Origin of the sequence: Variovorax nitratireducens, from assembly GCF_051216545.1 — a bacterium.
In the GTDB taxonomy this organism is placed as follows: domain Bacteria; phylum Pseudomonadota; class Gammaproteobacteria; order Burkholderiales; family Burkholderiaceae_C; genus Variovorax.
On record NZ_JBPJZO010000012.1, the window covers coordinates 146,246 to 166,553 of the forward strand.

Sequence of the window (20,308 nt, forward strand, 5' to 3'; positions counted from 1 at the left end):
GAGCAGTCGCGGCGCTGCTAGCTTTCAAACACGCGCCGTGCCGGTGCGAATGCAGCCGGGCCACCATTGTGGTAGTGGGTACGGGCCTGTCGCATCCACAACATGCATGATGCGGGCGCCGGCAGACGGCAAGTTCTTCGGTGCGGCCTCGACCCAGCCGACATCGGTTTCGAGGGCGAGCGCGACTTGACGGCTAGGCCGGTATCGCGATTGCCGCTGACGAATGAGTCCGGGTCGCCGCCGTCCTTCTCGTTCAGCGGAATGCTGCTATTCGAGTAGTTGCCGCGCTGGATGCGCGCGGCCTCCGGCTCCCGAGATTGGCCGCCCATGATGCGGCCACGGGCAAGCGGCGGCTGCGCCCCGCAAAGGCTCAGCAGGATCGCCGCCAGCAGCACCATCGCCAATGACGGTGGGCAAGGGACATCTCCCGCAGCCGCCTACGCGAGCGACTGGTCTGCACAGCTCAACACCGCCTGGGGAACGTCGCCCTTGGGCCCGAAGCTCCGGGTAGCCGACCGGCTACAGTCGGCCGATTGTGTTGAAAAACTCTGGTGAATGCTAAGAGTTGGCTCGCTGTTTGCATGCCCTTCGTCATCGATGGAGGTACGCATCATGATGGGTCAGGGCACAGTCCACGATCAGCTCTTCTACGCATTCAACCTCGAAGATCACGTCCCGCGTGATCACCTGCTTCGGGGCGTTGATCGATTCCTCGACCTCGGTGCGCTGCGCCAACATCTGGCACCGTTCTACAGCCACACCGGCCGGCCCTCGATCGATCCCGAACTCATGGTTCGTATGCTCGTGATCGGCTACTGCCTGGGCATTCGCTCCGAGCGCCGGCTGTGTGAGGAAGTCCACCTCAACCTGGCTTATCGCTGGTTCTGTCGTCTGGGCCTTGAAGACAGGGTGCCCGATCACTCGACCTTCTCCAAGAACCGTCACGGCCGCTTCCGCCAGAGCGATGCATTGCGCTTTGTCTTTGAGGCCGTGCTGCGCCGCTGCATGACCGAGGGGCTGGTTCAAGGCGAAGGATTCGCCATTGATGCCAGCATCATCAAGGCCGACGCCAACCGTGCGCGCAACGTCCCAAATTCCGAGATCGCGCAGTGGCGCCAAGGCACTCAGTGCAGCCGCGCTGTGCGCGAGTACCTTGATGCACTCGACGTCACCAATCCAGTCGCTGACGATACGCCCGAAGAGACGCGCGACACAGAGGCTGCACCCCGAAACATCTCCCCGACCGATCCCGCTGCACGCTGGACGGCAGCGCCCGGTGGGCCGGCGTTCTACGCTTACTCAACCAACTACCTGATCGATTTGTCAGCAGGGATCGTCATGGACGTCGAGGCCACGCCGGCGCACCGCACGCGGGAGGTGGACTCCACCCGCACGATGATCGAGCGCGTCGAGCAGCGCTTCGACATGAAGCCCCGACGGCTCGTGGGCGACACCGCCTACGGCACCGCACCACTGCTCGGCTGGATGGTCGAGGACAAGCAGATCGAACCTCACGTACCCGTGTGGGACAAGACGGTCCGCAAGGATGGCAGCCTATCGATCGGCGAGTTCCAGTGGGTGCCCGAGCGCCATGCGTACGTTTGCCCTGAAGGGCATCCGCTGCGCAACGACCGACGCCAGTTCACAACGCCGCGCAGTCGTATCACCAAGGCCGACACCATCATCTATCGGGCGAGTCAGGCAGATTGCAACGACTGTGCGATGAAGGATCGCTGCTGCCCGAACACGCCGTACCGCAAGATTGCCCGCAGCATTCACGAGGGTGCGCGTGACGTTGCACGTTCCATCGCACAGACACCGCAGTACACACAGTCGCGCAGGGATCGCAAGAAGGTGGAGATGCTGTTCGCGCACCTCAAGCGCATCATGAAGCTAGATCGACTCAGGCTTCGCGGTCTCAGTGGTGCCCAGGACGAGTTCCTGATGGCGGCCACAGCACAGAACCTCCGGCGGATGGCCAAGTGGTTGATGCCGACCGAAGCAGGTGCTGCAATGAGGAATGCGTGAGACGGGCCGCGAGGCTTGTTGCGTGTTCTTGCGTCACCAACTCGATTGCGAATCCTCTGCGATCGCCTGTGTAGGCAACATTCCAGACGAGTTTTTCAACACAATCGGCCAGAAGCGGACCCTGGTGTCACGAATACGTTCACATATGAGAGCCACGGATGAGTTTGGACGCTACACGACCCTTCAAACGAGATTTCGATTCAGTTGGCGACTACCACGATTTTTGGGTGGCGGTTTATAGCAATGCCCCGGACGATTTTCACTACAGTTTCTTGCCAAAGCGGGTTGACCAGAAGCAAGCGTTGAAGGACGCCTTTGACTCACTTGAGCGCGGCCTCGCACTTGTCAGGTCGAAAGTGGCTGATGAGCGGACGCTTGGTGTGATTTCCGCATTGCTAACAATGAGCTTGGGCTACTTTCGGGCAAACGAGCGAAAGAGCGGAATACGATGCATGCAGGAAGCGGAAGGGATGATTTGGCCCAGTCGAGCAATCCGACTAGAGCGCGCGGCGGATGCTGAAAGGCTCGCATTCGGGGATGTTCAGCTATTCAAGGACTTACCAGCCAGACGCTTTGACGGAGAAGGCTCCATCAGCAGCCTTGGAGCTTTTCAACGAATCCTTTTCGACGAGGCCCAACGACGGGCGTTGGTTTTTCTGAAGGACCGGCAATCGTTCAAGCCTTTCACTCTTGCAGCCAAGGGCTCGGGCGAAGTCTTTGAGATTAAGAAGCCATCGCAAAAGAAGACCACAGATGAGCTTCGAAGATTGGTCGAGGTTGGGGAAATCGATGCTTTCTGTCGGAGCGAGCTTGTGCTGGTCGGCATCCTGATTCACGACATCGAAGAGCGCGGCAAGCCGCACATTTCCGCCAGAGCTCCAGTAGAAGATTTCAAAGTACAGAGCTTTCGCTTCTTCCTGGACGACCCGTCAATTTTCAGTCTGTAGGGTCACGGAACTCCCAAGTCCGCGATACCCTTGCGCCGTCCCCGACCGCGTCGTAGGGCAAGCCAGAGCCCGCTGCAGCCGAATGGCTGCTTTCTGCTGAGCCCAATGACCGGAGTGAGCCCGAAGCTCCTGGTAGCCGACAGGCTACAGTCGGCCAGGATCAGACGTTCGCAGCGCCTATACCAGGCGGTCGAGAACAAGTCCCTTCCACGGCCACTGCCGCGAGACAACCCGACCATGCACTCGACCGGAACCCTGCGCGGCATCGCCGCGATGCTGTTGGCTTGCGCCTTCTTTGCCTGCATGGACGCACTGCTCAAGAACCTGGCTGGGTACTACCCGCCGGTGCAGGTGATGGCACTGCGCGGTCTCACGGCGCTGCCCCTGGTGTGCCTGTACATCGCCTGGCGGCGCGAGGCAGCCGGCGTTTTCAGCCGCCGGCTGCGTTGGCGTCTGCACCTGCTGCGCACCGCGCTGAACATGACGATGCTCGTGCTCTTCGTCTATGGCCTGAAGACCCTGGGCTTGGCAGAGGCCTACACACTCACTTTCATCGCTCCGCTGTTGATGGTGCTCATCGCCGTGCCGATGTTGGGCGAGTCGGTCCAGCCGCGACACTGGATCGCCATCGGGCTGGGCTTCATTGGCGTCGTCATCGCACTGCGGCCCGAGCAGGGAGCCTTCCTCTCGGTGGGCGCTCTGGCGATTCTGGTGGCCGCAGTCTGCTATGCGCTGTCGAACATGCTGGGCCGGCTCATCAGCCGCACCGAATCGAGCGCCGCGCTGGTCTTCTGGACCACGGCCGGCATGGCTGTAGGCGGTGGCCTGCTATCGGCGCCGCAATGGGTGCCAATCCAGGCTCAGCACACCTGGGTGCTTGCGGGTTTGGCCATCAGCGGCTTTCTGGGCCAGATGGCTATCGCCGAGGCCTTCCGTCACGGCCAGGCCGCCACCATCGCCCCCTTTGAATACAGCGCCCTCGCCTGGGCGCTTGTGCTGGACTGGGTGTTCTGGCAGGCCGTGCCCGATGCGTGGACGCTGGGCGGCGGGGCGTTGATCGTTGCGAGCGGACTGTGGCTGGCGCGCAGCGAGGCGCCAAGATCCGCACGGCCAAAGCGGCAGGCCACCTGAGCCGCTGCGAAGCGCGCGTGTGAAGCCACATGCTATTGCGGCAAGTTCAAGCGAGAACCTTGTATGGCGGCACGACGGCTTGGGCCGCAAGGCTCCGGAGGCAGCGACCGGCTACATTCGGCCAGCAGCCGGCGTTGGCCATCGGCTGCTCTAGGGAACTCCGATCCTGCGAGTGATCATCAGCTACTGCCCAACTTTGAACCCTCTCATCAAGGAACCGCTGACTGCCTCGAAGAACTGCATGCGGTTCCTTTCCATCCCGGTGTGCGTCCCCTCCCCGATCTGCACGTAGCGTTTGTAGGGGTGATCGTACCTTCGGTGCAAAATGACACGTCGGCGCGCAAAATCGCCTTTGAAATCAACAGCTTGCATTCAACGATATGGAAAGCCGTTTGCCCAAGTCGTTGATACAGAACGGCTTTTTTGCCTGAACCGTGTCAATCCGCACCGAAAGTACGATCACCCCAAGATCTGGCAGCCCGGATCTTGGAGGAAAGCCACACCTGTTACCTCGGCGATCGAAGTCAGCGTCATACCTGGAGCTACGGTTGCGGCCAAGGTCCCCGCGTGCGAACTGCTTCGCATCGGCTTTAAGGGCCCGCAGCGCATGACCTACAGCGTCAAAGAAATCTTCTATACCCTGCAAGGCGAAGGGCTGCGGGCGGGCCGACCGGCGGTCTTCTGCCGGTTTGCTGGCTGCAACCTTTGGAGCGGTCGCGAGGAAGATCGGCCCCAGGCCGTGTGCCAGTTCTGCGACACCGATTTCGTGGGGACTGAAGGCACTCTAGGCGGCAAATTCAAGACGGCCGATGCCCTTGTGGAACTGATCGCCGCGCAGTGGCCGGCGGGCCATGCGCACCGCTATGTCGTGCTCACGGGTGGTGAACCACTGCTGCAGGTCGACGCGGCGCTGATCGACGCCCTACATGCCCGGAGCTTCGAGATAGCAGTTGAAACAAACGGCACCGTCCAGGCCCCGGCAGGCATCGACTGGATTTGCGTTAGTCCGAAGGCCGGCGCCGAGTGGGTGCAGCGCAGCGGCGATGAACTGAAACTCGTCTATCCGCAGCCAGACCTGCTGCCAGAGGCGATAACGGCCGGAGACTTCAAGTACTACCTTCTGCAGCCGATGGATGGCCCGTTGCAGCGGCAGCACACCCGCGCTGCCATCGCTTATTGCCAGGCCCACCCGCAGTGGCGCCTGTCTGTCCAAACCCACAAGATCCTGGAAATCCGCTGATGTCCGCCCTCGCTGCCGCCCTCGAGACCCATATGTCTGGCGCCGCCGTTAAGAGCGCCCCGGCCTGCGTGACCGTGTACGAGTTGTCGCAACGGTTCTTCTTTGAGGCTGCGCACACCCTGCATCGAACCGTCGAGACCGAGGGAAGCCTGCGCATCCACGGGCATACTTACGAGGCGGAGGTGACGGTTCGTGGCCGCCCTGATGCGAACTCCGGCATGGTGGTCGATTTGGCCTTCCTACGTAGCGAGATCGCTCGGGTGCGCGAGATGCTGGATCACCGGTTCCTGGACGAAGTTCGGGGCTTAGGACCCGCCACGCTGGAGAACCTATGCACTTTCATCCGCTCACAACTGGAGGACGCGGTACCTGGGCTGTGCGCTGTGATGGTTGAGCGCCGTGCCAGCGGCGATCGGTGCGTGCTGAAGTGGGGCCAGAGTGCTGCGTAAGCGTCTCGCGAGACCACCCTGACGGGCTCAGATGCGCAGCCTCCGGATTGCAGAGTTGACGGCATTGACGTCGAAGCCGGCGGGGTCGAACGGCCCGCCGCAGCGGCACATGGTGATGTGCTCCTCGTGCATCGGATCGCGCATCGCGTCGAGGAACTCCGCCTGCTCCGAACGCCCCGAGTGCCCTGAGAGAGAGATGATTTGATGACAGACCCTGTGATCGTGGGATCGGTGTTGAGTGCTGGCAGCTTGCTCGTGCTCTCCATTTGGAGAAGGCGTTACCCGCGGTGGATTGCAATCATTCTCCTGGTTGTGACACTTGGTTGGATATGGGCACGGAGCGGATGAAGGCATCGCTGATCGTTTGGCAGCGCGGTCCCTTCGTGGGAAGGCGGGTCAGCTTCTGAGCGACACGGGGCGAACACCGCCCAGCCGGTCACTTTCGCTTTCGTCCGGTCACCGTCGCCGCCGGGAGATTCTCCCGCCACCGCCAACTCATCACGCCCGCCGCAGAATATGGACAAAAGCAGCGACCATAAGGGCCTTGGGAGGCATGCGTGGATCGCTTGCACGCATTCATCTGCGGGTACCTGCCCGGATTGTCGAGCCTAACCGAAGCCTAACCGCGATGCTCAGATTGTCGAGAACGGCCGCTTTGCGCCGTTCAATCTCGTCAGCTCAATGTCGGTTCAGGGCCCGAAGCTCCTGGTAGCCGACAGGCTACAGTCGGCCACAAGGAGCCCTTGGCGAACGGCCGCTATGCGGCGGCCCGACCGCACTAGCAGCGGGACCGCCGTATTCACTGTGCCCCTTCGGAGCTTCGATAGCCTGTTTGACGGGGCCTCAATCGTCGCGGTCGTCCCAATCCCGACGGCCGTGATCACGATAGCGATAGCCGCTCCTGTAGTCAGGCCCGTAATAGACCGGCGGCGGCGGTCCGTAATACACCGGCGGCGGACGGTAATACACCGGCGGCGGAGGACGGTAGTACACGCGGGGTTCAGGCTGATAGTAGACCGGCGGCGGCGCCGTATAGACGGGTGCTGGCTGGTAATACACGGGGCCACCGATGCCGATGGACCAACTCACCTCGGCACGGGCCGAAGCAGCAGCGAATAACGAGCCAGCAGCCAAGGCAGCTACCACAGCCCATTTGGCGGAACGATCGAAGTTCACGATGGGTTCTCCGAAAAGATGGCAAAATCGCCAATGCTGTATCAACGTTTCGCCGCGAAAGGCGTGCACTCGTTGACGCTCTGTAACAAGTCAAGCGTGTAGCGGGTAGCCGAAACCCGCTCCGCGCGTTACGCAAGAGCCGCTCGAATTGAGCGTTCCACAAGGAGCACATCCATGGAATCAGGCATTCGACCCCTACAACGTAGGACCAAGCAACGCTTGAAGGCAGCTTCGTTTCTGTTTACTGTGGCTCTTGTCTTGACGGCAAGCATCGCAATGTCGCGGACGAGCGACGCCGCCGAGGTCAAGCTCTCAGGCAGTGGCACGTTCAAACCGCCAAAGGCCGAGCAGCTCGCAGCCCTTCCGGCCGATCTGGGTTTCTCTCAAAGCGACCTCGCGTCAGGTAACTGGTCGTTTTCAGTGCGTTATGAGGACAGCGCTCCTGACGCCGAGCCCGACCCCTATGTTGGGCGTTATGCCGGAGCGATCCGTTCGTTCCGCCTGGTAATTGGCAGCACCACTCTGGACCTACCCGTTGATCAAGCGGCCATCGTCGTGAGCGATGGAGGAGGCGGCTTCCCAAATCGCGAGTCGATTCGGGTAGAGGCCAAGGCGTTAATGCCCTCCGGGCTCCTGCGCCTTAGCTGGGTTCAGGTGAATCAGCAGCCAAAGGGGACAGATTTGCGCGGCCCCGCTGGAGTGTTGCCGGGCGATGCCATGGCGCCTTACTCGATGGTCGCCAACTTGGCCACCGCGAATCCGTTCGATAGATTCCTGGAACTGCGCATCGAACGCCCGGGTGGCGATCCGCGACCGCTGCTCTACCTCAGTTCGTCCAAGCTAACTGTGACGGCTGGCCCCGCCACAGCGCCCTGAGGAGATTTAAAATGTCATCCATGATCGCATTCACGCGCAGTTTTCTGTTGCGGAGCGCAGTAGCAGCGATTGCCTTGGGAGGTCTCGCCGGGTGTGGCGGTGGCGGGGGTGGCGGCGGGGGTGGTGGCGGCTTTGTGGCCGTTTCTGTCCAGCAGCCTGTAGTTGTAGTTGCGCCGCTCGCCCTTGCGCTGACGCGTGTCGGTCCGGAAGCAGTTGAAGTGGAATGGAGCGACGATCTTCTAGCTGCCAGTTTCCTGGTGCTGCGCGATGGGTTCGCCTTAGCCAGGGTCACCTCAACGTCCCTGATCGACGCCTCGGTCGTCTTCAACAACACCTACTGCTATCAGGTGGAGGGGCACAACGCAACAGGGCAACTGGTCGCAGCGAGTAGCACCGGCTGCATCACGATCTTTTGAGCGGACCACGCTGCATCCGCCACAACGCAGCGTGGGCGTGAGCTGATCTCCGGCTCGGCGAGATTTTCAGCTTTGGAGCCGGCGAACCGCGCGTTCGCGAGTGGTGCTCGAAATCGCGGTTGTGGCTCCGAGCCATCTAATGTGGCTGTCGTTTTGCGTCTGCTTTGCGGTCGTGAATTCGGGCTTATGAAAGTCAGCAGTGGGCCCGTTGCTGTCTTACGAGGCCATGCTCTCAACGTCGCGTATGAGGCCGACAGCAGTCGTTGATGCGGGCGCAAGCTGCCGGGCAGGAGCTCAAGGAACGCAAGGATCGCGCATCCATCGTCGCCGACGCCACGTTGCTTTGGCGGCCGCCGGGAGCTGGGAGCTGGGCCGAGGACGCTTGTGTTCAGTCGGCCTTAATGCCGCGCTCTTTGATGAGCTTGCCCCATTGCGGTAGTTCTTTCTCGAGCCTGGCACTTGCTTGCTCAGGGGTCGATGGAATCGGATCGAAGCCTTCATTGGTCATGCGCGCGGCGGCTGCGGGGGAACTGAGCGCTTCGTTCAAACTGGCGTTCAACTTGTCGATGATGGCTTTGGGCGTGGCGGCGGGTGCGAAAACCATGAACCACGTCTCGAACCTGTAGTTGGGCAGACCTGCTTCAGCGAGCGTCGGTACGTTGGGCATCAACGGTGATCGTTTGGTGCCGGTGACGCCAAGGGCACGAAGCTTTCCGCCTTGCACTTGCGGCAGGGCCGCCGACAGAACGGGGAAACTCAGGCTGACCTGGCCCCCGATGGTGTCTACAAGTGCCGGTCCACCGCCACGGTAGGGAATGTGGACAAGCGGAACATCTGCGTTCGCCTTAAACAGTTCAGCGGCCATGTGAAAGGTGCTGCCCCCTCCCGCGGAAGCGTAGTTGTGCTTGCCGGGCTCGGCCTTGAGAAGCGCAATCAGGGATTTCACGTCCGTGGCTGGCAAGTTGTTGGTCACGACGAGCACGTGCTGCGAGCTCGCGACCATTCCGATCGGCGCCAGATCTTTCAACGTGTCATATGGCATCTTGGGCGTCAGCGCAGGGTTGATCGCCAGCGAGACGGTCTGGAGGCCGATGGTGTAGCCGTCGGGTGCGGCCTTTGCAACGGCATCAACGCCCAGAGTGCCGCCTGCCCCGGCCCGGTTGTCGACCACCATGACGCCGCCGAGCTTCTTGGCCCATTCATCGGTGACAAGCCGCGCTGCGATGTCGGCGCTCCCGCCGGGGGCGTAGGGAACGATCAGCTTGATCGGCCGCTGCGGCCAAGTCTGGGCGTTTGCCCCGAGTGATGCGCCAATGGAAAGAGCAAGCGAGAGTAGTACGTGACGACGATGCATGAGTTTGTCTCCTGGGGGGTTGTCGAATCGCAATGCGCACGAGGGCGCTGCGTTTGTTGCCGGCTGGGTCTCAGTGCGCGTCGAGACGCGCCTTCGTGCGTCCCGCCACGTCTTTCACCCATGGCTGGGCTGCCCAATGTCGAGAAGCGAATGCCTCGATCTCGGCCCTGTGGCTCAAGGAAGCGCCAATCATGTCCAGGCCTTGCAGGAACATCGTGCGATGGCGCACGCTCATCGTGAACGCAAAGGTGTGCTGCGGGGACTTGACCGTCGTGGTCTCCACATCGATCGACACGCGCAGTGGCATTGGGTTCTGCCGTGACTCGCTGAGCAATGCTTGCACTTCCTCCTCTGCGAGCATGACGGCCAGCAAGCGATTGTTCATGGCGTTCGAATAGAAGATTTCACCGTAGGCGGAAGCAATGACCGCCTGGATGCCGAACTGCTGAAGTCCCCACACCGCATGCTCCCGGCTCGAGCCGCATCCGAAGTTCGGGCCCGCCATGAGAACGCGAGTGTCGGCGTACGCTGGGCTGTTCAGGATGAAGTCCTGCTTCACCTGCCCGTCGCCGGTGAAGCGGTGATCCCACAACAGCCCCCGATCGAGCCCCGCCTTGTCGATGCCGTGCAGGAACTGCTTCGGCATGATTTGATCGGTGTCGAGGTTGGCAATTTCAATGGGGGCGGCGATGCCCTCGATACGATTGGCAAGTTCAGTCATACGGCGCTTTCAGCGGTTTCAACGCCGATGTGGCGAACGTCGGTGATGTGGCCGGTGATCGCGGCTGCGGCGGCCATGGCGGGGCTCATCAAGTGGGTGACGGCGCCGCGTCCCTGGCGCCCTTCGAAGTTTCGATTGGTGGTCGACGCGCATCGTTGACCCGGGGAAAGAATGTCGTCGTTCATTGCAAGGCACATTGAGCAGCCTGGTTGGCGCCATTCAAAGCCAGCGTCGATGAGAATCTTGGCGATCCCCTCGGCTTCCGCTTGAACCTTGACCGCGCCTGAGCCGGGAACAACCATCGCCCGGAGCGTTGGCGATACGCGCCGCCCCTCCACTACTTTCGCAACGGCTCGCAGATCCTCGATCCGTGCGTTCGTGCATGACCCGATGAAAACGTGATCCACCTTCAGTCCTTCGAGAGACATGCCAGCCTCGAGGCCGGTGTAGCGCAGGGCCTGCTCTGTGCTGAGCCGCTGCGGGCCTTCTGGTGCTGGCACGCTGCCAGTGATGGGGATCGCCTGATCGGGGCTGGTACCCCAGGTCACATAGGGCGCCACGTCGCTGGCGTCGAAGCGATGCTCGATGTGAAACACGGCGTCGTCGTCGCTATAGAGCGTTGCCCAGCGGGCCAGTGCACGATCGCGAATGTCGCCGGTGATGTCCGGCGCGCGCGCCAGGACGTAGTCGATGGCCGCTTGATCCGGCGCGATGAGCGCCCCGCGGGCACCGGCCTCGACGGCCATGTTGCACAGCGTGAATCGCGCTTCGACGGAAAGCGCGTTGATTGCACTGCCGCAGAACTCGACTGCGTGGCCGCGCGCACCCTGTGCACTGATGCGGCTGATGATCATGAGGATCAGATCCTTCGAGGTCGTGCCGATCGGCAGTTGCCCGTCGACTCGAATCCGCATGTCGTTCGCCGTGCGATAGACCAGGGTTTGGGTGGCGAGCACATGCTCCACCTCGGACGTGCCGATGCCGAAGCCAAGCGCCCCCAGCGCGCCGTAGGTCGTGGTGTGGCTGTCTCCGCAGATCACCACCATCCCAGGCCGGATCATTCCGTGCTCGGGCGCAATAATGTGCTCGATCCCCTGAAGTGCATCGTTGGTGTCGAACAGGGGGATCCCATGGCGCACACAGTTGCGCTTGAGGTTGCTCGCTTGCAGGGCAGCAGCCGGGTTCTGGATGATGCGATTCGCGACAGGGTGGGTCGGAATGACGTGGCTCACTGTCGAGACGTTTTGTGCAGGCATCAGGACGTCGCGATCCTGTTCGTGCAGCCCCGCGAAAGCCTGAGGGCTGGTGTACTCGTTCATCAAGTGAAGATCGCAAAACAGCAGAACGTTTTGTTCGTCGAGCCTCGTCACGGTGTGTGTGTCGACGAGCTTTTGGTACAGGGTACGAGACGTCATTGAGACTCTCCTGGAAGATTGATTTGACGGTGAAACCTGCGCGGACTTCCGGGCGCAGGCTGGGTAGATCGGGCCTGAAGAACGATGCTCCGGCGCCCGATGACCCATCCATGAAGTGAATAGTAGAAGTATCCTCTGGCAACATAAATGGCTCAAAAGACACTTCATACTTGCGCTCAAAGAACGAATAGAAACCATGGACACCTACTCTGATCTCGCGTTCTTCACGCTGGTGATCAAGTCGGGCACGCTTGCCGCTGCAGCCCAGCAGATGGGCGTGACGCCTCCGTCGGCCAGCAAGCGCCTGGCAATGCTGGAGGCGAGATTGGGGGTGCGCCTGCTCAACCGGACTACGCGTCGAATCAGTCTCACGCCCGAGGGCGAGATCTACGTCAGCGAAGGTGCGCGGGTGTTGGCGGATATGGATGAACTGGAACGCAAGGTGGCCGGCGCGAAGGCTGTCCCGCGAGGCCAGATCAAGCTCAGCGCCACCTTGGGTTTTGGCCGCCGTCACATCGCGCCCGCCCTGTCGAAGTTCGCTCGCGCCTATCCGGAGGTCGAAGTGCAACTCAGCCTGACCGATCGCCCGGTCAATCTGGTCGAGCAGGGCTTCGACGCCTCCATTCGCTTCGGGGAACTTCCAGATGCCCGACTGACCGCGCGACTGCTGGCGTCGAACAAGCGCATCCTCTGCGCTGCGCCGTCTTACCTCAAGCGAGGCGGCGAGCCGACCCAGCCTGGCGAACTGCAGCGGCACCCCTGCCTTTTCATCCGTGAAAGTGACGACACCTTCGGAACCTGGCACCTGCGCTCCGGCACTCGAAACGAGAGTGTCAAGGTCAGGGGACCCCTGAGCAGCAATGATGGCGACTGCGCGCTCACCTGGGCACTGGATGGCCACGGCATCCTCATGCGATCGATGTGGGATACGGCGCCGTATCTCCGATCCGGCCGTCTGCGTCTTGTCTTGACCGACTGGTCGCTGCCGCCGGCCGACATCTATCTTGTTTTCCCAAGCAAAGCCAACATGTCCGCCAAAACGCGTGTGTTCGTAGACTTCATGCTGGGCCGCTTCGAAGACCACCGCAGCGCTGCTGACGACAGCGGCGGTTGGTAAGGCGTAGCGCATTTTCCCAGCGCATGGTGGCGTACTACGAGAGCCCGACGGCCACGCCACCGGCGAACCTGTTGCCGGCGATTGCGCAGACGCCGGACACTTCGATCGATGACTTGTACGCGCGCAGCGCGCGAAGAAGCGGCTGCTCGATGTGGCTGCTAACGGCCACGCCAACCACCTGTTGGTGAACAACGCTGGGACCAGGCCAGCGTGTTGGTGCAGGTGGGCCTGCTCGACCCCAATCTGCTGCCAGTGGCCGGCGTCGAGACGGCGCGCAAACTCCTGGACGAGACGCTGCCGTCCAACATACTCATGCGTCTGCACGAAAAAATTTGACACGCAAACTTCTTGCTGGTCGCACCCCGGACGGGACCCAGAGGAGAAGCCGAGGAAGTCTGTCTCCTAGATCGGCGTGAGCACTGTCACCACCGCCTGCTGGACGATCTTGTCTTTCAGCGCGGCATGCCCTGCGGACGTTGCTTGCCATCCGCCTTGACGGACACACCCGCCGGGATGGCAAGGCACGGTAGCGGCCCGATGGCACAGCCGCCCACAGCCTACCGCTCCGCTCGGCCATCCCGATCAGACAGGATGCACGTTCCTTCCCAGCTCCCCAGCAGCAGGCGCGGCTTGACCGGAAAGTATGTTGCACCCGACCCGCGGCTTTTTGTTTGGAGCAATGCCTGGCGCCGTACCTGGCTTCCGCGCGGTGCCGCACCCCCCATGCAAGCGCAGAGTGGTCAACCCTATCTACCAGAACCGTAGTGTCGGATGAAGATGCGCGTTCCCGCGCTCGGCTCGAACTGCTGCCAGGCCAGGACTGCATTCCCCAGTTCGTTCATGCCGATGTCGGGCGTTTCAGCCGCCTCATCGGTGCGCTCCTGCAGCGTCGGCGCGCCCCAACCTCCGGCCAGCGTGTGGCGGGCAGCGTAGAGGTCGCCGGTCCTTGCGCCATTGGCCTGAGTCCACGCTGCCAGCGCATTCGTCGCGTCGTCCACGCCCAGCGCGGGCAGACTCGTCAACGCCTGAGAAGCGGCCGGCCGGAGCACGGTGTCCGCGCCGAATGCCGCGCCCGGTGGCGCCGTTGCGGCCATGAGCGCGTTGTCCAGCCGCCCCCAGCTCACGACCGCCGCACCGGCCGCGTTCATGCGCAGCACGGGCGTGCTCAACAAGGCCTGCGTCGACATGAACGGCGCGCCCACCCGTGCGGTCCCGCCCTGCCAGGCGCCCCCCGAGAACCGCTTGAACCACACGGCACTCTCCCATTGGTTGCTTCCACCGGGCAGGTCGACCTGGCCCCAGGCCAGCAGCGCATTGCCGCCGGCGTCGATCGCCAGATCGTGCGCGCCGATCGACTGCGCGGTGCCCGCGTCCGGCACGAGTTCGGCCGCTGCGGCCCAGTTGCCGCTCGCATCGGCACGATTGGTCCAGAGCGAGGCGCTGCTGCCGGTGGAGCGCTTCCACACGGCCAGCGATTCGCCCGAGCCCGCCACCACGACCGCCGGATCGCCATCCACGGTGCCCACGACCTCATTGGTCTCGATCAATGCGGCCGTGCCCCAGCCACCCGCCGGCGTGTAGCGGTTGGCATAGATGCTGAAGCGCGTGGTGGGCCCGATCTGCGACCACACGGCCACCGCGTTGCCGTTGGTGTCAATGCCTGCGCTCGCGAACCCGACCGTACCGCTGCCTGTCTCCAGCAGCGCCGGCGTGGCCCAGCCGGTCGACGGGTCGACCTGCAGCGCCCACAGGTCGTAGCCCGTCACCGAACTCAGCTGCGTCCACACCACGACGGCGCGACCGCTGGCCTTGTCGATGGCGACGCGGACGTCGCGCACCCCACCGCTGTTGGCCTCCAGACGCTGCGGCGTGCTCCAGCCGCTGCCCGGTCGGTAGAGGCTGCCCCACAGCCGGTCAGTCAGCTGGTCGGCCTCGAGTTGGCGCCACACGAGCAGTGCACGCCCTTGCGCGTCGACTGCCACCTTCGGCTGGCTGGCGCCGCCGGCGGACAGCGTGACCGCATCGCCCCAACCGACCACCGGCGGTGCGGCGACGAACGCAGCCGTCACGGCGAGCGCGGCGTCCATCCGCACGGTACAAGTGCTGGCATTGCTGCTGCATGCGCCGCCCCAACTGCCGAGCACCCGCCCCGCCGCCGGTGTGGCCGTGAGCGTGACCTGCGTGCCCGATGCGAAATCTGCGCCGCAGTTGTCGGCGCAGTCGATGCCCGCGGGCTGCGACGCGACACGACCGGCACCGGTGATGCCGACGTCCAGCCGATGCGTCACCGCAACGGGCGGAGGAAAGCCGATGGGTGGAAGCAAGCTGCCACCGGACCCTCCACCGCCGCCGCCTCCGCAGGCTGTCAACAAGGCCAGGCTCCACGCACAAGCCATCCATCGCCTGCAGGCGCTCTTCTTCGTCATAACTGCCATTCCTCGTTAGCTGACACCGGGGCCCGGCGCCTTCTGTGCTCGTTCAAGAGGGTCGGATCGTAGAAAGGAGGTTCGGCGCGGGCCATAGCACCATCGGGCACCTGCCCGAAGGTGCTGTTTCCGGGCGCGCAGTGTTTGGCTAGGCTGGGGGTTCCAGTGCGGGTTCGCTCGCATCCCTGAACTTCCCGGCGTTGCATGACACCTTCACCCACCTCCCTCTTCTTCGCGCTTCTCGCTGCCACCGTCCTCGTGGGCGGGTGCGCATCGCATGCCGTGACCGACGACGCGATCGTCACCAACACGTCGCGTGCGCTGGGCCTGCCGCCCTCTGCGTTCACCATCTCGAACCGGGCCGACAGCGGGGTGCAGACGACCTTCCTGGCCAAGACCGACGGTGGCCGCACGTACAACTGCTACGTGGAAGGTTCGGTGTCGGTGGTCGGCCGGGTGGTCAGCGATGCGATCTGCCAGGAGATGCGCCAGAGCGATGCGCCCGCATCCGCGCGCCGCTCCAATGCCAGGCCGGCGACCAGCTCGACACCGGCACCGGCTTGCAACGCGCTGCTGCGCGCTGCCGGTCGTTGCAACTGAGGCGCGGGCTCGCACCACACCCACCGGTGTGGACAATGGCGTCCTACGAGGAGATTGCGCGGCCTGCCGGGCTCGCGCCGAGGATCACGGCACCATGAAACTCCTGCTTGTCGACGATCACCCGCTGTTCGGTGTCGGCTTTGCGCATGCACTGACGCACGCGCGGCCCGACTTCGAGGTGGAGACCGCCCTGTCGCTGGGGCAGGGCGTGGAACGCGCCTCGCAGTGCCCGCCGGACATCGTGCTGATCGACTACCGCCTGGGCGGCGAAGACGGCCTCGAAGGGCTGCGCCTGTTCGGCGCCCGGCACCCGCTCGTGTCCCGCCTGATGATCTCGGGCGACGAGGAACCGGCACTCGCAGCGCGCGCACGCGCCGCGGGCGCGGCCGGCTTCGTCGGCAAGTCGCAGTCGGTGGCGCGCATCGCCGCCGCTCTAGACGAAGTGGCGGCGGGCGGCGAGGCTTTCGATGTGCTGCAGCCGCGCGCCTGCCTGCCTGCTTCCAACCTGACCCCGCGGCAGCTCGAAGTGCTGCTGCTGGTCGCCCAAGGTCGGCAGAACAAGCAGATCGCCGCCGAGCTGAACATCGCGGAACGCACGGTCAAGCTGCACATCACGGCCCTGCTCGACACCATGGACGCGCGCAACCGCACCCACCTGCTGGTGCAAGCGCGGCGCGCGGGGCTGATGCTGGATTTGCGATGAAGTCCGCGCCCTCCTCTTCCGACTCTTTTTCTCCCGCGCAAGCGCCGCGCGCACGCGGCTTTATCGCCTCGCGCCTGTCCTTCTCGGATCTCCAGTTCCAGCAACTGGAGCAGATGATCCGCTCCACGCCCTGGGCGTGGATCCTGGCCGCTGCCGCGGGGTTTCTGTGCTACCTCGAATACAAGGACGGCGTGGACGGCCAGCGCGTGAAGGCATGGTTCGCCGTCTACTGCGTCATCGTCGCCGCACGCATGGGCATCTGGCTGGCTTGGGCGTTGCGGCCGGGGCTTCGCGCGAACCTGCCGGCGATGGTGCTGCCCATCATGGCCACCAACCAGCTCATGGCCTTCTCGTTCGGTGTGCTGTGCGTGCTGCTGCAGAGCGACGGGCCTGCGCAGGCCGAGGCCATTCTTCACATCACCATGGTCACGGTCTCGCTGGGCGGAGCGATCCGGCTCGCGACGATGGGGCGCGCGGCCATCGTCTATGTGGTGCTCATTCTCGGGCCGCTGGTATTGCGCGACATCTGGTTCGGCGGCAGCTATCACCTGGCCATGGCGTCGATCGTGTCGCTCATCGGCGTCTACACGTTGCTCAGCGCCAGGGAGCTGTCCTCCGCGCTTCACGAGATCCAGGCGCAGCGCAAGCGCAATGCCGAACTGGTGATCGCGCTGCGCGCCGAGAACGAGCGCAGCAGCTCGGCGCGGCGAACCGCCGAAGAAGCGGTGGCCGCGCGCATGCGCTTCTTCGCCTCGGCCAACCACGACCTGCGCCAGCCGCTCAACGCGATGGCGCTGCTGGCGCAGACGGTGCACACCGTGAGCACGGAGCGCCACGTGAAGGAGATGTCGGAACAGCTGGTGGCCTGCGCCGACGGCATGACCGACGTGGTGGACGACCTGCTCGACATCACGCGCGCCGACGCCGGATCGCTCAGCCCGCAGTGGTCGACCTTTGCCATCGACGAACTGCTGGGCCACTGCTGCCGGCCGCACCAGGCGGTGGCCATCGCGAAGGGGCTGCGCTTCGAGATCGCCGCCGGCCACGTGGTCGTACGCAGCGACCGGGCCCTATTGGCCAGGGTCGTCACCAACCTGCTGGCGAATGCCATCCGCTACACGCGGGAGGGACAGGTGCGCATCAGCAGCCGGATCGACAGCGGCCAGCTGAGGCTGGCCATCGAGGACACGGGCATTGGCATTTCTTCCGATCATCTGCCGCACGTTTTCGAAGAGTTCTACCAGGTCGACAATCCGGCGCGCGACCGGCGGCTGGGCTACGGCCTGGGGCTGTCCACCGTCAAGCGGTTGAGCGAACTGCTCGACCTGCGGGTGACTGCGCACTCGGTACAAGGGCAAGGCAGCGTGTTCGAGCTTCACCTCCCCTTGGCCGATGCCGCCATGAGCGAACCGCCGGAGGATGTCGAACGGCCCGCCGCATCGTCCTCAGCAACCGCATTGGCGATGCGAATACTGGTGGTCGACGATGACCCGAGTTCGTTGCAGGCGCTTGATGGGCTGCTCGCTTCATGGGGAATGGACGTTCGATCCGCGATCGACGTGGAGGGCGCACTGGGCATGCTCCACGCCGGCTTCAGACCCCATGCGCTGGTGGTGGACCTGCGGCTGGGGCCGCAGGTGAGCGGCATCCAGGCCATCGAGGATCTGCGTTCGGCGCTGAACGAGGCCGTACTGCCCGCGTTGATCGTCACCGGCGATGTGGGGGGCGACTATCTGATGGCGGCGCGCGCGGCTGGCCTGCCCGTGATCATCAAGCCGGTACGACCTCCTCAGCTGCGCGCCTTTCTCGGCCATGCCCAGGCACGCATCGGGAAAGCGTTCCCGAATGATGCAACCTCGGTCACGTCACGCTGACAGATCTATCAGAACTCATCTAGCCGTGCCATTCGCGCTCGATCTCGGCTACGTCCGGCGGGATGTATCGGGTGCACATGGATCGGATGCTACCGGCGAAAGCCACTCGCCAGCGGCCTTGTCGGGCGCCATCGATCGAAAGCGCGGGTCGCGCCAGATTTCTCCGGCAACCACTTCCAGCTCGCCTGGATCGACCGTGCGCCAGTGCTGCTGCAGCCGGTGGGCGCACGCCGCAATCCAGACTGCCGTCGGTTCCTGTTCCATGAGATCAATCGTAGCCATATACTGTTTATTTGTACAGTATCGCCATGTACGCAATCGTCTACAGATGTCGCCGCCAGGGCGTTCTGGTCGACCAGGCGATGGTCAAGGCCGACCCTGCAAGCGGCGAGCTGCGAATCCGCCGGCATGGCTTCAACAGCCGCATTGCGGTGCTGCTCGGGCCGGACGGCGAGCGCTACAAGCTGCCCGTCCTGACGAAGATCAGGGTGCTGGAGTTGAACGACCGCGGCCTGCTGCTGTCAGGCTACGAGGTCTACCCGCCGCGCGGCGCCAAGGGCAGCGGGACAGTGTTCCCGCAGACCTGGTGGTGCGTGTTGCGCGAGGCGCCCGAATTCGCCCCGGCGTCGGTCGAGCGAGCCCGAGCGCTGGTGCGGTCGCGTAAGGCTTCGGAGATTGGCCGGACGATGGCGGCGCACGACAGACGCCGCAAATGACCACGGTTCTGCCAGAGTCCGGGCGGCCACGGCGGATCGACACGGCGAAGGCGCGGGGGGTCGCCGCCACAGCAGCCGTCCTCGGAAGGCGGCTCAGCCTTCGCAGTCTTCGAACCAGCGAGGCCCGGCTTGATCGTCGTCGGCCAACCATTTGAGTGCCACCACACCGGCATCCAGGGCGGCTGCCCAGCTCGTGAAGGCGCATGGCGAGAGATCCCGCTCCACAATCAGGGGGACGGTTCCCAGTCCCTTGAGGATGACCCAGCGGAACTCGCCGGGCACCTCCTCGACAACCGAAACGCCAATGAAACGCAGATCAGACGACATGGCACAAGGATAGCTGCATCCGCCGCTTTCCCTGTGGCACAACCCGGCATTGCTCGGCATTTGAGCGCCCGATCCGGCGGGCGCGGACACCTGCCCGAGCCCCGCTTGATGGTTGCCACCCGCTCGGCGCTCGAAATCGAAGACGGCCTCGCCGGCGCACCGAGCGCTTGGGGCTGTTCTGCACCTTGCTGGGGTCGCGAACTGATCCGCGGGAAGCGCGCAAGGTCTCCTCGCATGGACTGGGGGCAGAATATTCAACAAAGCGCCCCAAGCTTCCATCGCCAATCGTTGCGAAAGCCCGCACTGCTGTTTCCGACCGAGGGCATTCATGGGCTCAGGGAAATTTGCGCGTAGGCGGCTCCGCGCGCCGGGGCGCGGCGCCGGCTGCGCACTGCACCCAGGCCGCCAACTGAATATTTCACGCGAACGAGCAAACCACCTTCGCGTCATGGCACTGCAAACACAAGACATCACGATCCAGAGCGGAGGCGAACGGCTGGAAGGCGATCTGGTCGGGGGAGCGATCGATCAGCCTGGCGTACTTTTCGTGCACGGGTGGGACAGCGACCAACTGCACTACCAGGATCTTTCCAAGAAAGTCGCTGCGGTGTCGGTGGAAGCTTAGTGGCGAGCAATCTCCCGAAGGTCCAGCTCCTTTTCCCATTCTTGGAACCAGACGTCCTGGGCGACTTCACCGAAGTCGAGACCGCTTTGGCCAGCCTGCCGCAGCCGGTATGCCACCGAGCCAGGCGGTACAGGCGTGCGCGGTGGAATCCAGGCGCGCGCCTGGCG

Annotated in this window: 22 protein-coding genes and 1 pseudogene; 14 read left to right on the forward strand and 9 right to left on the reverse strand. The window is 63.6% G+C overall.

From position 1 onward, the window contains the following. Positions 1-17: 17 nt before the first annotated feature. Complete coding sequence (locus ACSFA8_RS23035) at positions 18-398, reverse strand: hypothetical protein (RefSeq protein ID WP_435481805.1); 381 nt, start codon at positions 396-398, stop codon at positions 18-20. Positions 399-612: 214 nt separating this feature from the next. Between ACSFA8_RS23035 and ACSFA8_RS23040 the strand changes: the two genes are divergently transcribed. The 5 genes from ACSFA8_RS23040 to ACSFA8_RS23060 all read left to right on the forward strand — a co-directional run bounded on the left by ACSFA8_RS23040 (position 613) and on the right by ACSFA8_RS23060 (position 5,795). Continuing rightward, positions 613-2,028 (forward strand): IS1182 family transposase, encoded by a 1,416-nt coding sequence (locus ACSFA8_RS23040; protein WP_435481806.1) that lies wholly within the window; start codon positions 613-615, stop codon positions 2,026-2,028. Between the two features lie 158 nt (positions 2,029-2,186). Continuing rightward, positions 2,187-2,975, forward strand: a complete 789-nt coding sequence (locus tag ACSFA8_RS23045; protein ID WP_435481807.1) for a hypothetical protein — start codon at positions 2,187-2,189, stop codon at positions 2,973-2,975. Between the two features lie 237 nt (positions 2,976-3,212). Further along, positions 3,213-4,106 carry a DMT family transporter gene (locus tag ACSFA8_RS23050; RefSeq protein ID WP_435481808.1) on the forward strand — a complete coding sequence of 298 codons (894 nt, stop codon included), beginning with the start codon at positions 3,213-3,215 and terminating at the stop codon, positions 4,104-4,106. A gap of 607 nt (positions 4,107-4,713) precedes the next feature. Next, the gene (gene queE / locus ACSFA8_RS23055) at positions 4,714-5,346 is read left to right on the forward strand and encodes a 7-carboxy-7-deazaguanine synthase (RefSeq protein WP_435481809.1); all 633 of its coding nucleotides are present in this window, start codon (positions 4,714-4,716) and stop codon (positions 5,344-5,346) included. A 32-nt stretch (positions 5,347-5,378) separates the two neighbouring features. Further along, positions 5,379-5,795, forward strand: a complete 417-nt coding sequence (locus ACSFA8_RS23060) for a 6-pyruvoyl trahydropterin synthase family protein (RefSeq protein WP_435481833.1) — start codon at positions 5,379-5,381, stop codon at positions 5,793-5,795. A gap of 843 nt (positions 5,796-6,638) precedes the next feature. On the opposite strand, the gene ACSFA8_RS23065 is transcribed toward ACSFA8_RS23060, so the two are convergent. Next, entirely contained in the window at positions 6,639-6,971 is a 333-nt protein-coding gene (locus ACSFA8_RS23065) for a hypothetical protein (protein ID WP_435481810.1), read from the reverse strand. A 174-nt stretch (positions 6,972-7,145) separates the two neighbouring features. On the opposite strand from ACSFA8_RS23065, the gene ACSFA8_RS23070 reads away from it, so the two are divergent. Next, entirely contained in the window at positions 7,146-7,847 is a 702-nt protein-coding gene (locus ACSFA8_RS23070; RefSeq protein WP_435481811.1) for a hypothetical protein, read from the forward strand. Positions 7,848-7,867: 20 nt separating this feature from the next. Beyond that, positions 7,868-8,263, forward strand: coding sequence for a hypothetical protein (locus tag ACSFA8_RS23075; protein WP_435481812.1), 396 nt, complete (start codon positions 7,868-7,870; stop codon positions 8,261-8,263). Between the two features lie 388 nt (positions 8,264-8,651). Here ACSFA8_RS23075 and ACSFA8_RS23080 read toward each other — a convergent pair whose 3' ends face one another. The 3 genes from ACSFA8_RS23080 to leuC form a co-directional block, all read right to left on the reverse strand. Next, the gene (locus ACSFA8_RS23080) at positions 8,652-9,617 is read right to left on the reverse strand and encodes a tripartite tricarboxylate transporter substrate binding protein (RefSeq protein WP_435481813.1); all 966 of its coding nucleotides are present in this window, start codon (positions 9,615-9,617) and stop codon (positions 8,652-8,654) included. Positions 9,618-9,687: 70 nt separating this feature from the next. Further along, complete coding sequence (leuD, locus tag ACSFA8_RS23085; protein ID WP_435481814.1) at positions 9,688-10,338, reverse strand: 3-isopropylmalate dehydratase small subunit; 651 nt, start codon at positions 10,336-10,338, stop codon at positions 9,688-9,690. After that, positions 10,335-11,753 carry a 3-isopropylmalate dehydratase large subunit gene (gene leuC / locus ACSFA8_RS23090; RefSeq protein ID WP_435481815.1) on the reverse strand — a complete coding sequence of 473 codons (1,419 nt, stop codon included), beginning with the start codon at positions 11,751-11,753 and terminating at the stop codon, positions 10,335-10,337. Before leuC ends, leuD begins: the two co-directional genes overlap by 4 nt. 196 nt (positions 11,754-11,949) lie before the next feature. On the opposite strand from leuC, the gene ACSFA8_RS23095 reads away from it, so the two are divergent. Next, positions 11,950-12,870, forward strand: a complete 921-nt coding sequence (locus ACSFA8_RS23095) for a LysR family transcriptional regulator (RefSeq protein ID WP_435481816.1) — start codon at positions 11,950-11,952, stop codon at positions 12,868-12,870. A 34-nt stretch (positions 12,871-12,904) separates the two neighbouring features. On the opposite strand, the gene ACSFA8_RS23100 is transcribed toward ACSFA8_RS23095, so the two are convergent. Continuing rightward, positions 12,905-13,039 carry a hypothetical protein gene (locus tag ACSFA8_RS23100; protein WP_435481817.1) on the reverse strand — a complete coding sequence of 45 codons (135 nt, stop codon included), beginning with the start codon at positions 13,037-13,039 and terminating at the stop codon, positions 12,905-12,907. A 26-nt stretch (positions 13,040-13,065) separates the two neighbouring features. Here ACSFA8_RS23100 and ACSFA8_RS23105 point away from each other — a divergent pair. Next, positions 13,066-13,206 (forward strand): annotated as a pseudogene (locus ACSFA8_RS23105) (dienelactone hydrolase family protein); the annotation flags it as partial. Between the two features lie 410 nt (positions 13,207-13,616). Here ACSFA8_RS23105 and ACSFA8_RS23110 read toward each other — a convergent pair. Continuing rightward, the gene (locus tag ACSFA8_RS23110; RefSeq protein WP_435481818.1) at positions 13,617-15,194 is read right to left on the reverse strand and encodes an InlB B-repeat-containing protein; all 1,578 of its coding nucleotides are present in this window, start codon (positions 15,192-15,194) and stop codon (positions 13,617-13,619) included. A 306-nt stretch (positions 15,195-15,500) separates the two neighbouring features. On the opposite strand from ACSFA8_RS23110, the gene ACSFA8_RS23115 reads away from it, so the two are divergent. The 3 genes from ACSFA8_RS23115 to ACSFA8_RS23125 all read left to right on the forward strand — a co-directional run bounded on the left by ACSFA8_RS23115 (position 15,501) and on the right by ACSFA8_RS23125 (position 18,473). Then, the gene (locus ACSFA8_RS23115) at positions 15,501-15,896 is read left to right on the forward strand and encodes a hypothetical protein (RefSeq protein WP_435481819.1); all 396 of its coding nucleotides are present in this window, start codon (positions 15,501-15,503) and stop codon (positions 15,894-15,896) included. A gap of 94 nt (positions 15,897-15,990) precedes the next feature. Then, the gene (locus ACSFA8_RS23120) at positions 15,991-16,599 is read left to right on the forward strand and encodes a response regulator transcription factor (protein ID WP_435481820.1); all 609 of its coding nucleotides are present in this window, start codon (positions 15,991-15,993) and stop codon (positions 16,597-16,599) included. After that, on the forward strand, positions 16,596-18,473 hold the full coding sequence (locus ACSFA8_RS23125) for a sensor histidine kinase (protein WP_435481821.1): 1,878 nt from the start codon (positions 16,596-16,598) through the stop codon (positions 18,471-18,473). Before ACSFA8_RS23120 ends, ACSFA8_RS23125 begins: the two co-directional genes overlap by 4 nt. Before the next feature lie 48 nt (positions 18,474-18,521). On the opposite strand, the gene ACSFA8_RS23130 is transcribed toward ACSFA8_RS23125, so the two are convergent. Beyond that, on the reverse strand, positions 18,522-18,737 hold the full coding sequence (locus ACSFA8_RS23130; protein ID WP_435481822.1) for a hypothetical protein: 216 nt from the start codon (positions 18,735-18,737) through the stop codon (positions 18,522-18,524). Positions 18,738-18,781: 44 nt separating this feature from the next. Between ACSFA8_RS23130 and ACSFA8_RS23135 the strand changes: the two genes are divergently transcribed. Next, positions 18,782-19,189, forward strand: coding sequence for a hypothetical protein (locus ACSFA8_RS23135; protein ID WP_435481823.1), 408 nt, complete (start codon positions 18,782-18,784; stop codon positions 19,187-19,189). A gap of 93 nt (positions 19,190-19,282) precedes the next feature. Here the strand turns inward: ACSFA8_RS23135 and ACSFA8_RS23140 are convergent, their stop codons facing one another. Continuing rightward, positions 19,283-19,516 carry a hypothetical protein gene (locus tag ACSFA8_RS23140; protein ID WP_435481824.1) on the reverse strand — a complete coding sequence of 78 codons (234 nt, stop codon included), beginning with the start codon at positions 19,514-19,516 and terminating at the stop codon, positions 19,283-19,285. A gap of 448 nt (positions 19,517-19,964) precedes the next feature. Between ACSFA8_RS23140 and ACSFA8_RS23145 the strand changes: the two genes are divergently transcribed. Continuing rightward, positions 19,965-20,141: a dienelactone hydrolase family protein gene (locus tag ACSFA8_RS23145; protein WP_435481825.1), complete on the forward strand. Its 177-nt coding sequence runs from the start codon at positions 19,965-19,967 to the stop codon at positions 20,139-20,141. Positions 20,142-20,308: the final 167 nt, after the last annotated feature.

Coding starts and splice junctions, on each gene's coding strand:
- ACSFA8_RS23145 (WP_435481825.1), top strand. CDS start 19,965: ATGGCACTGCAAACACAAGACATCACGATCCAGAGCGGAGGCGAACGG.
- ACSFA8_RS23045 (WP_435481807.1), top strand. CDS start 2,187: ATGAGTTTGGACGCTACACGACCCTTCAAACGAGATTTCGATTCAGTT.
- ACSFA8_RS23120 (WP_435481820.1), top strand. CDS start 15,991: ATGAAACTCCTGCTTGTCGACGATCACCCGCTGTTCGGTGTCGGCTTT.
- ACSFA8_RS23130 (WP_435481822.1), bottom strand. CDS start 18,737: ATGGAACAGGAACCGACGGCAGTCTGGATTGCGGCGTGCGCCCACCGG.
- ACSFA8_RS23140 (WP_435481824.1), bottom strand. CDS start 19,516: ATGTCGTCTGATCTGCGTTTCATTGGCGTTTCGGTTGTCGAGGAGGTG.
- ACSFA8_RS23070 (WP_435481811.1), top strand. CDS start 7,146: ATGGAATCAGGCATTCGACCCCTACAACGTAGGACCAAGCAACGCTTG.
- leuD (WP_435481814.1), bottom strand. CDS start 10,338: ATGACTGAACTTGCCAATCGTATCGAGGGCATCGCCGCCCCCATTGAA.
- ACSFA8_RS23050 (WP_435481808.1), top strand. CDS start 3,213: ATGCACTCGACCGGAACCCTGCGCGGCATCGCCGCGATGCTGTTGGCT.
- ACSFA8_RS23095 (WP_435481816.1), top strand. CDS start 11,950: ATGGACACCTACTCTGATCTCGCGTTCTTCACGCTGGTGATCAAGTCG.
- ACSFA8_RS23075 (WP_435481812.1), top strand. CDS start 7,868: ATGATCGCATTCACGCGCAGTTTTCTGTTGCGGAGCGCAGTAGCAGCG.
- queE (WP_435481809.1), top strand. CDS start 4,714: ATGACCTACAGCGTCAAAGAAATCTTCTATACCCTGCAAGGCGAAGGG.
- ACSFA8_RS23040 (WP_435481806.1), top strand. CDS start 613: ATGATGGGTCAGGGCACAGTCCACGATCAGCTCTTCTACGCATTCAAC.
- ACSFA8_RS23125 (WP_435481821.1), top strand. CDS start 16,596: ATGAAGTCCGCGCCCTCCTCTTCCGACTCTTTTTCTCCCGCGCAAGCG.
- ACSFA8_RS23080 (WP_435481813.1), bottom strand. CDS start 9,617: ATGCATCGTCGTCACGTACTACTCTCGCTTGCTCTTTCCATTGGCGCA.
- ACSFA8_RS23115 (WP_435481819.1), top strand. CDS start 15,501: ATGACACCTTCACCCACCTCCCTCTTCTTCGCGCTTCTCGCTGCCACC.
- ACSFA8_RS23035 (WP_435481805.1), bottom strand. CDS start 398: ATGGTGCTGCTGGCGGCGATCCTGCTGAGCCTTTGCGGGGCGCAGCCG.
- ACSFA8_RS23135 (WP_435481823.1), top strand. CDS start 18,782: ATGTACGCAATCGTCTACAGATGTCGCCGCCAGGGCGTTCTGGTCGAC.
- ACSFA8_RS23060 (WP_435481833.1), top strand. CDS start 5,379: ATGTCTGGCGCCGCCGTTAAGAGCGCCCCGGCCTGCGTGACCGTGTAC.
- leuC (WP_435481815.1), bottom strand. CDS start 11,753: ATGACGTCTCGTACCCTGTACCAAAAGCTCGTCGACACACACACCGTG.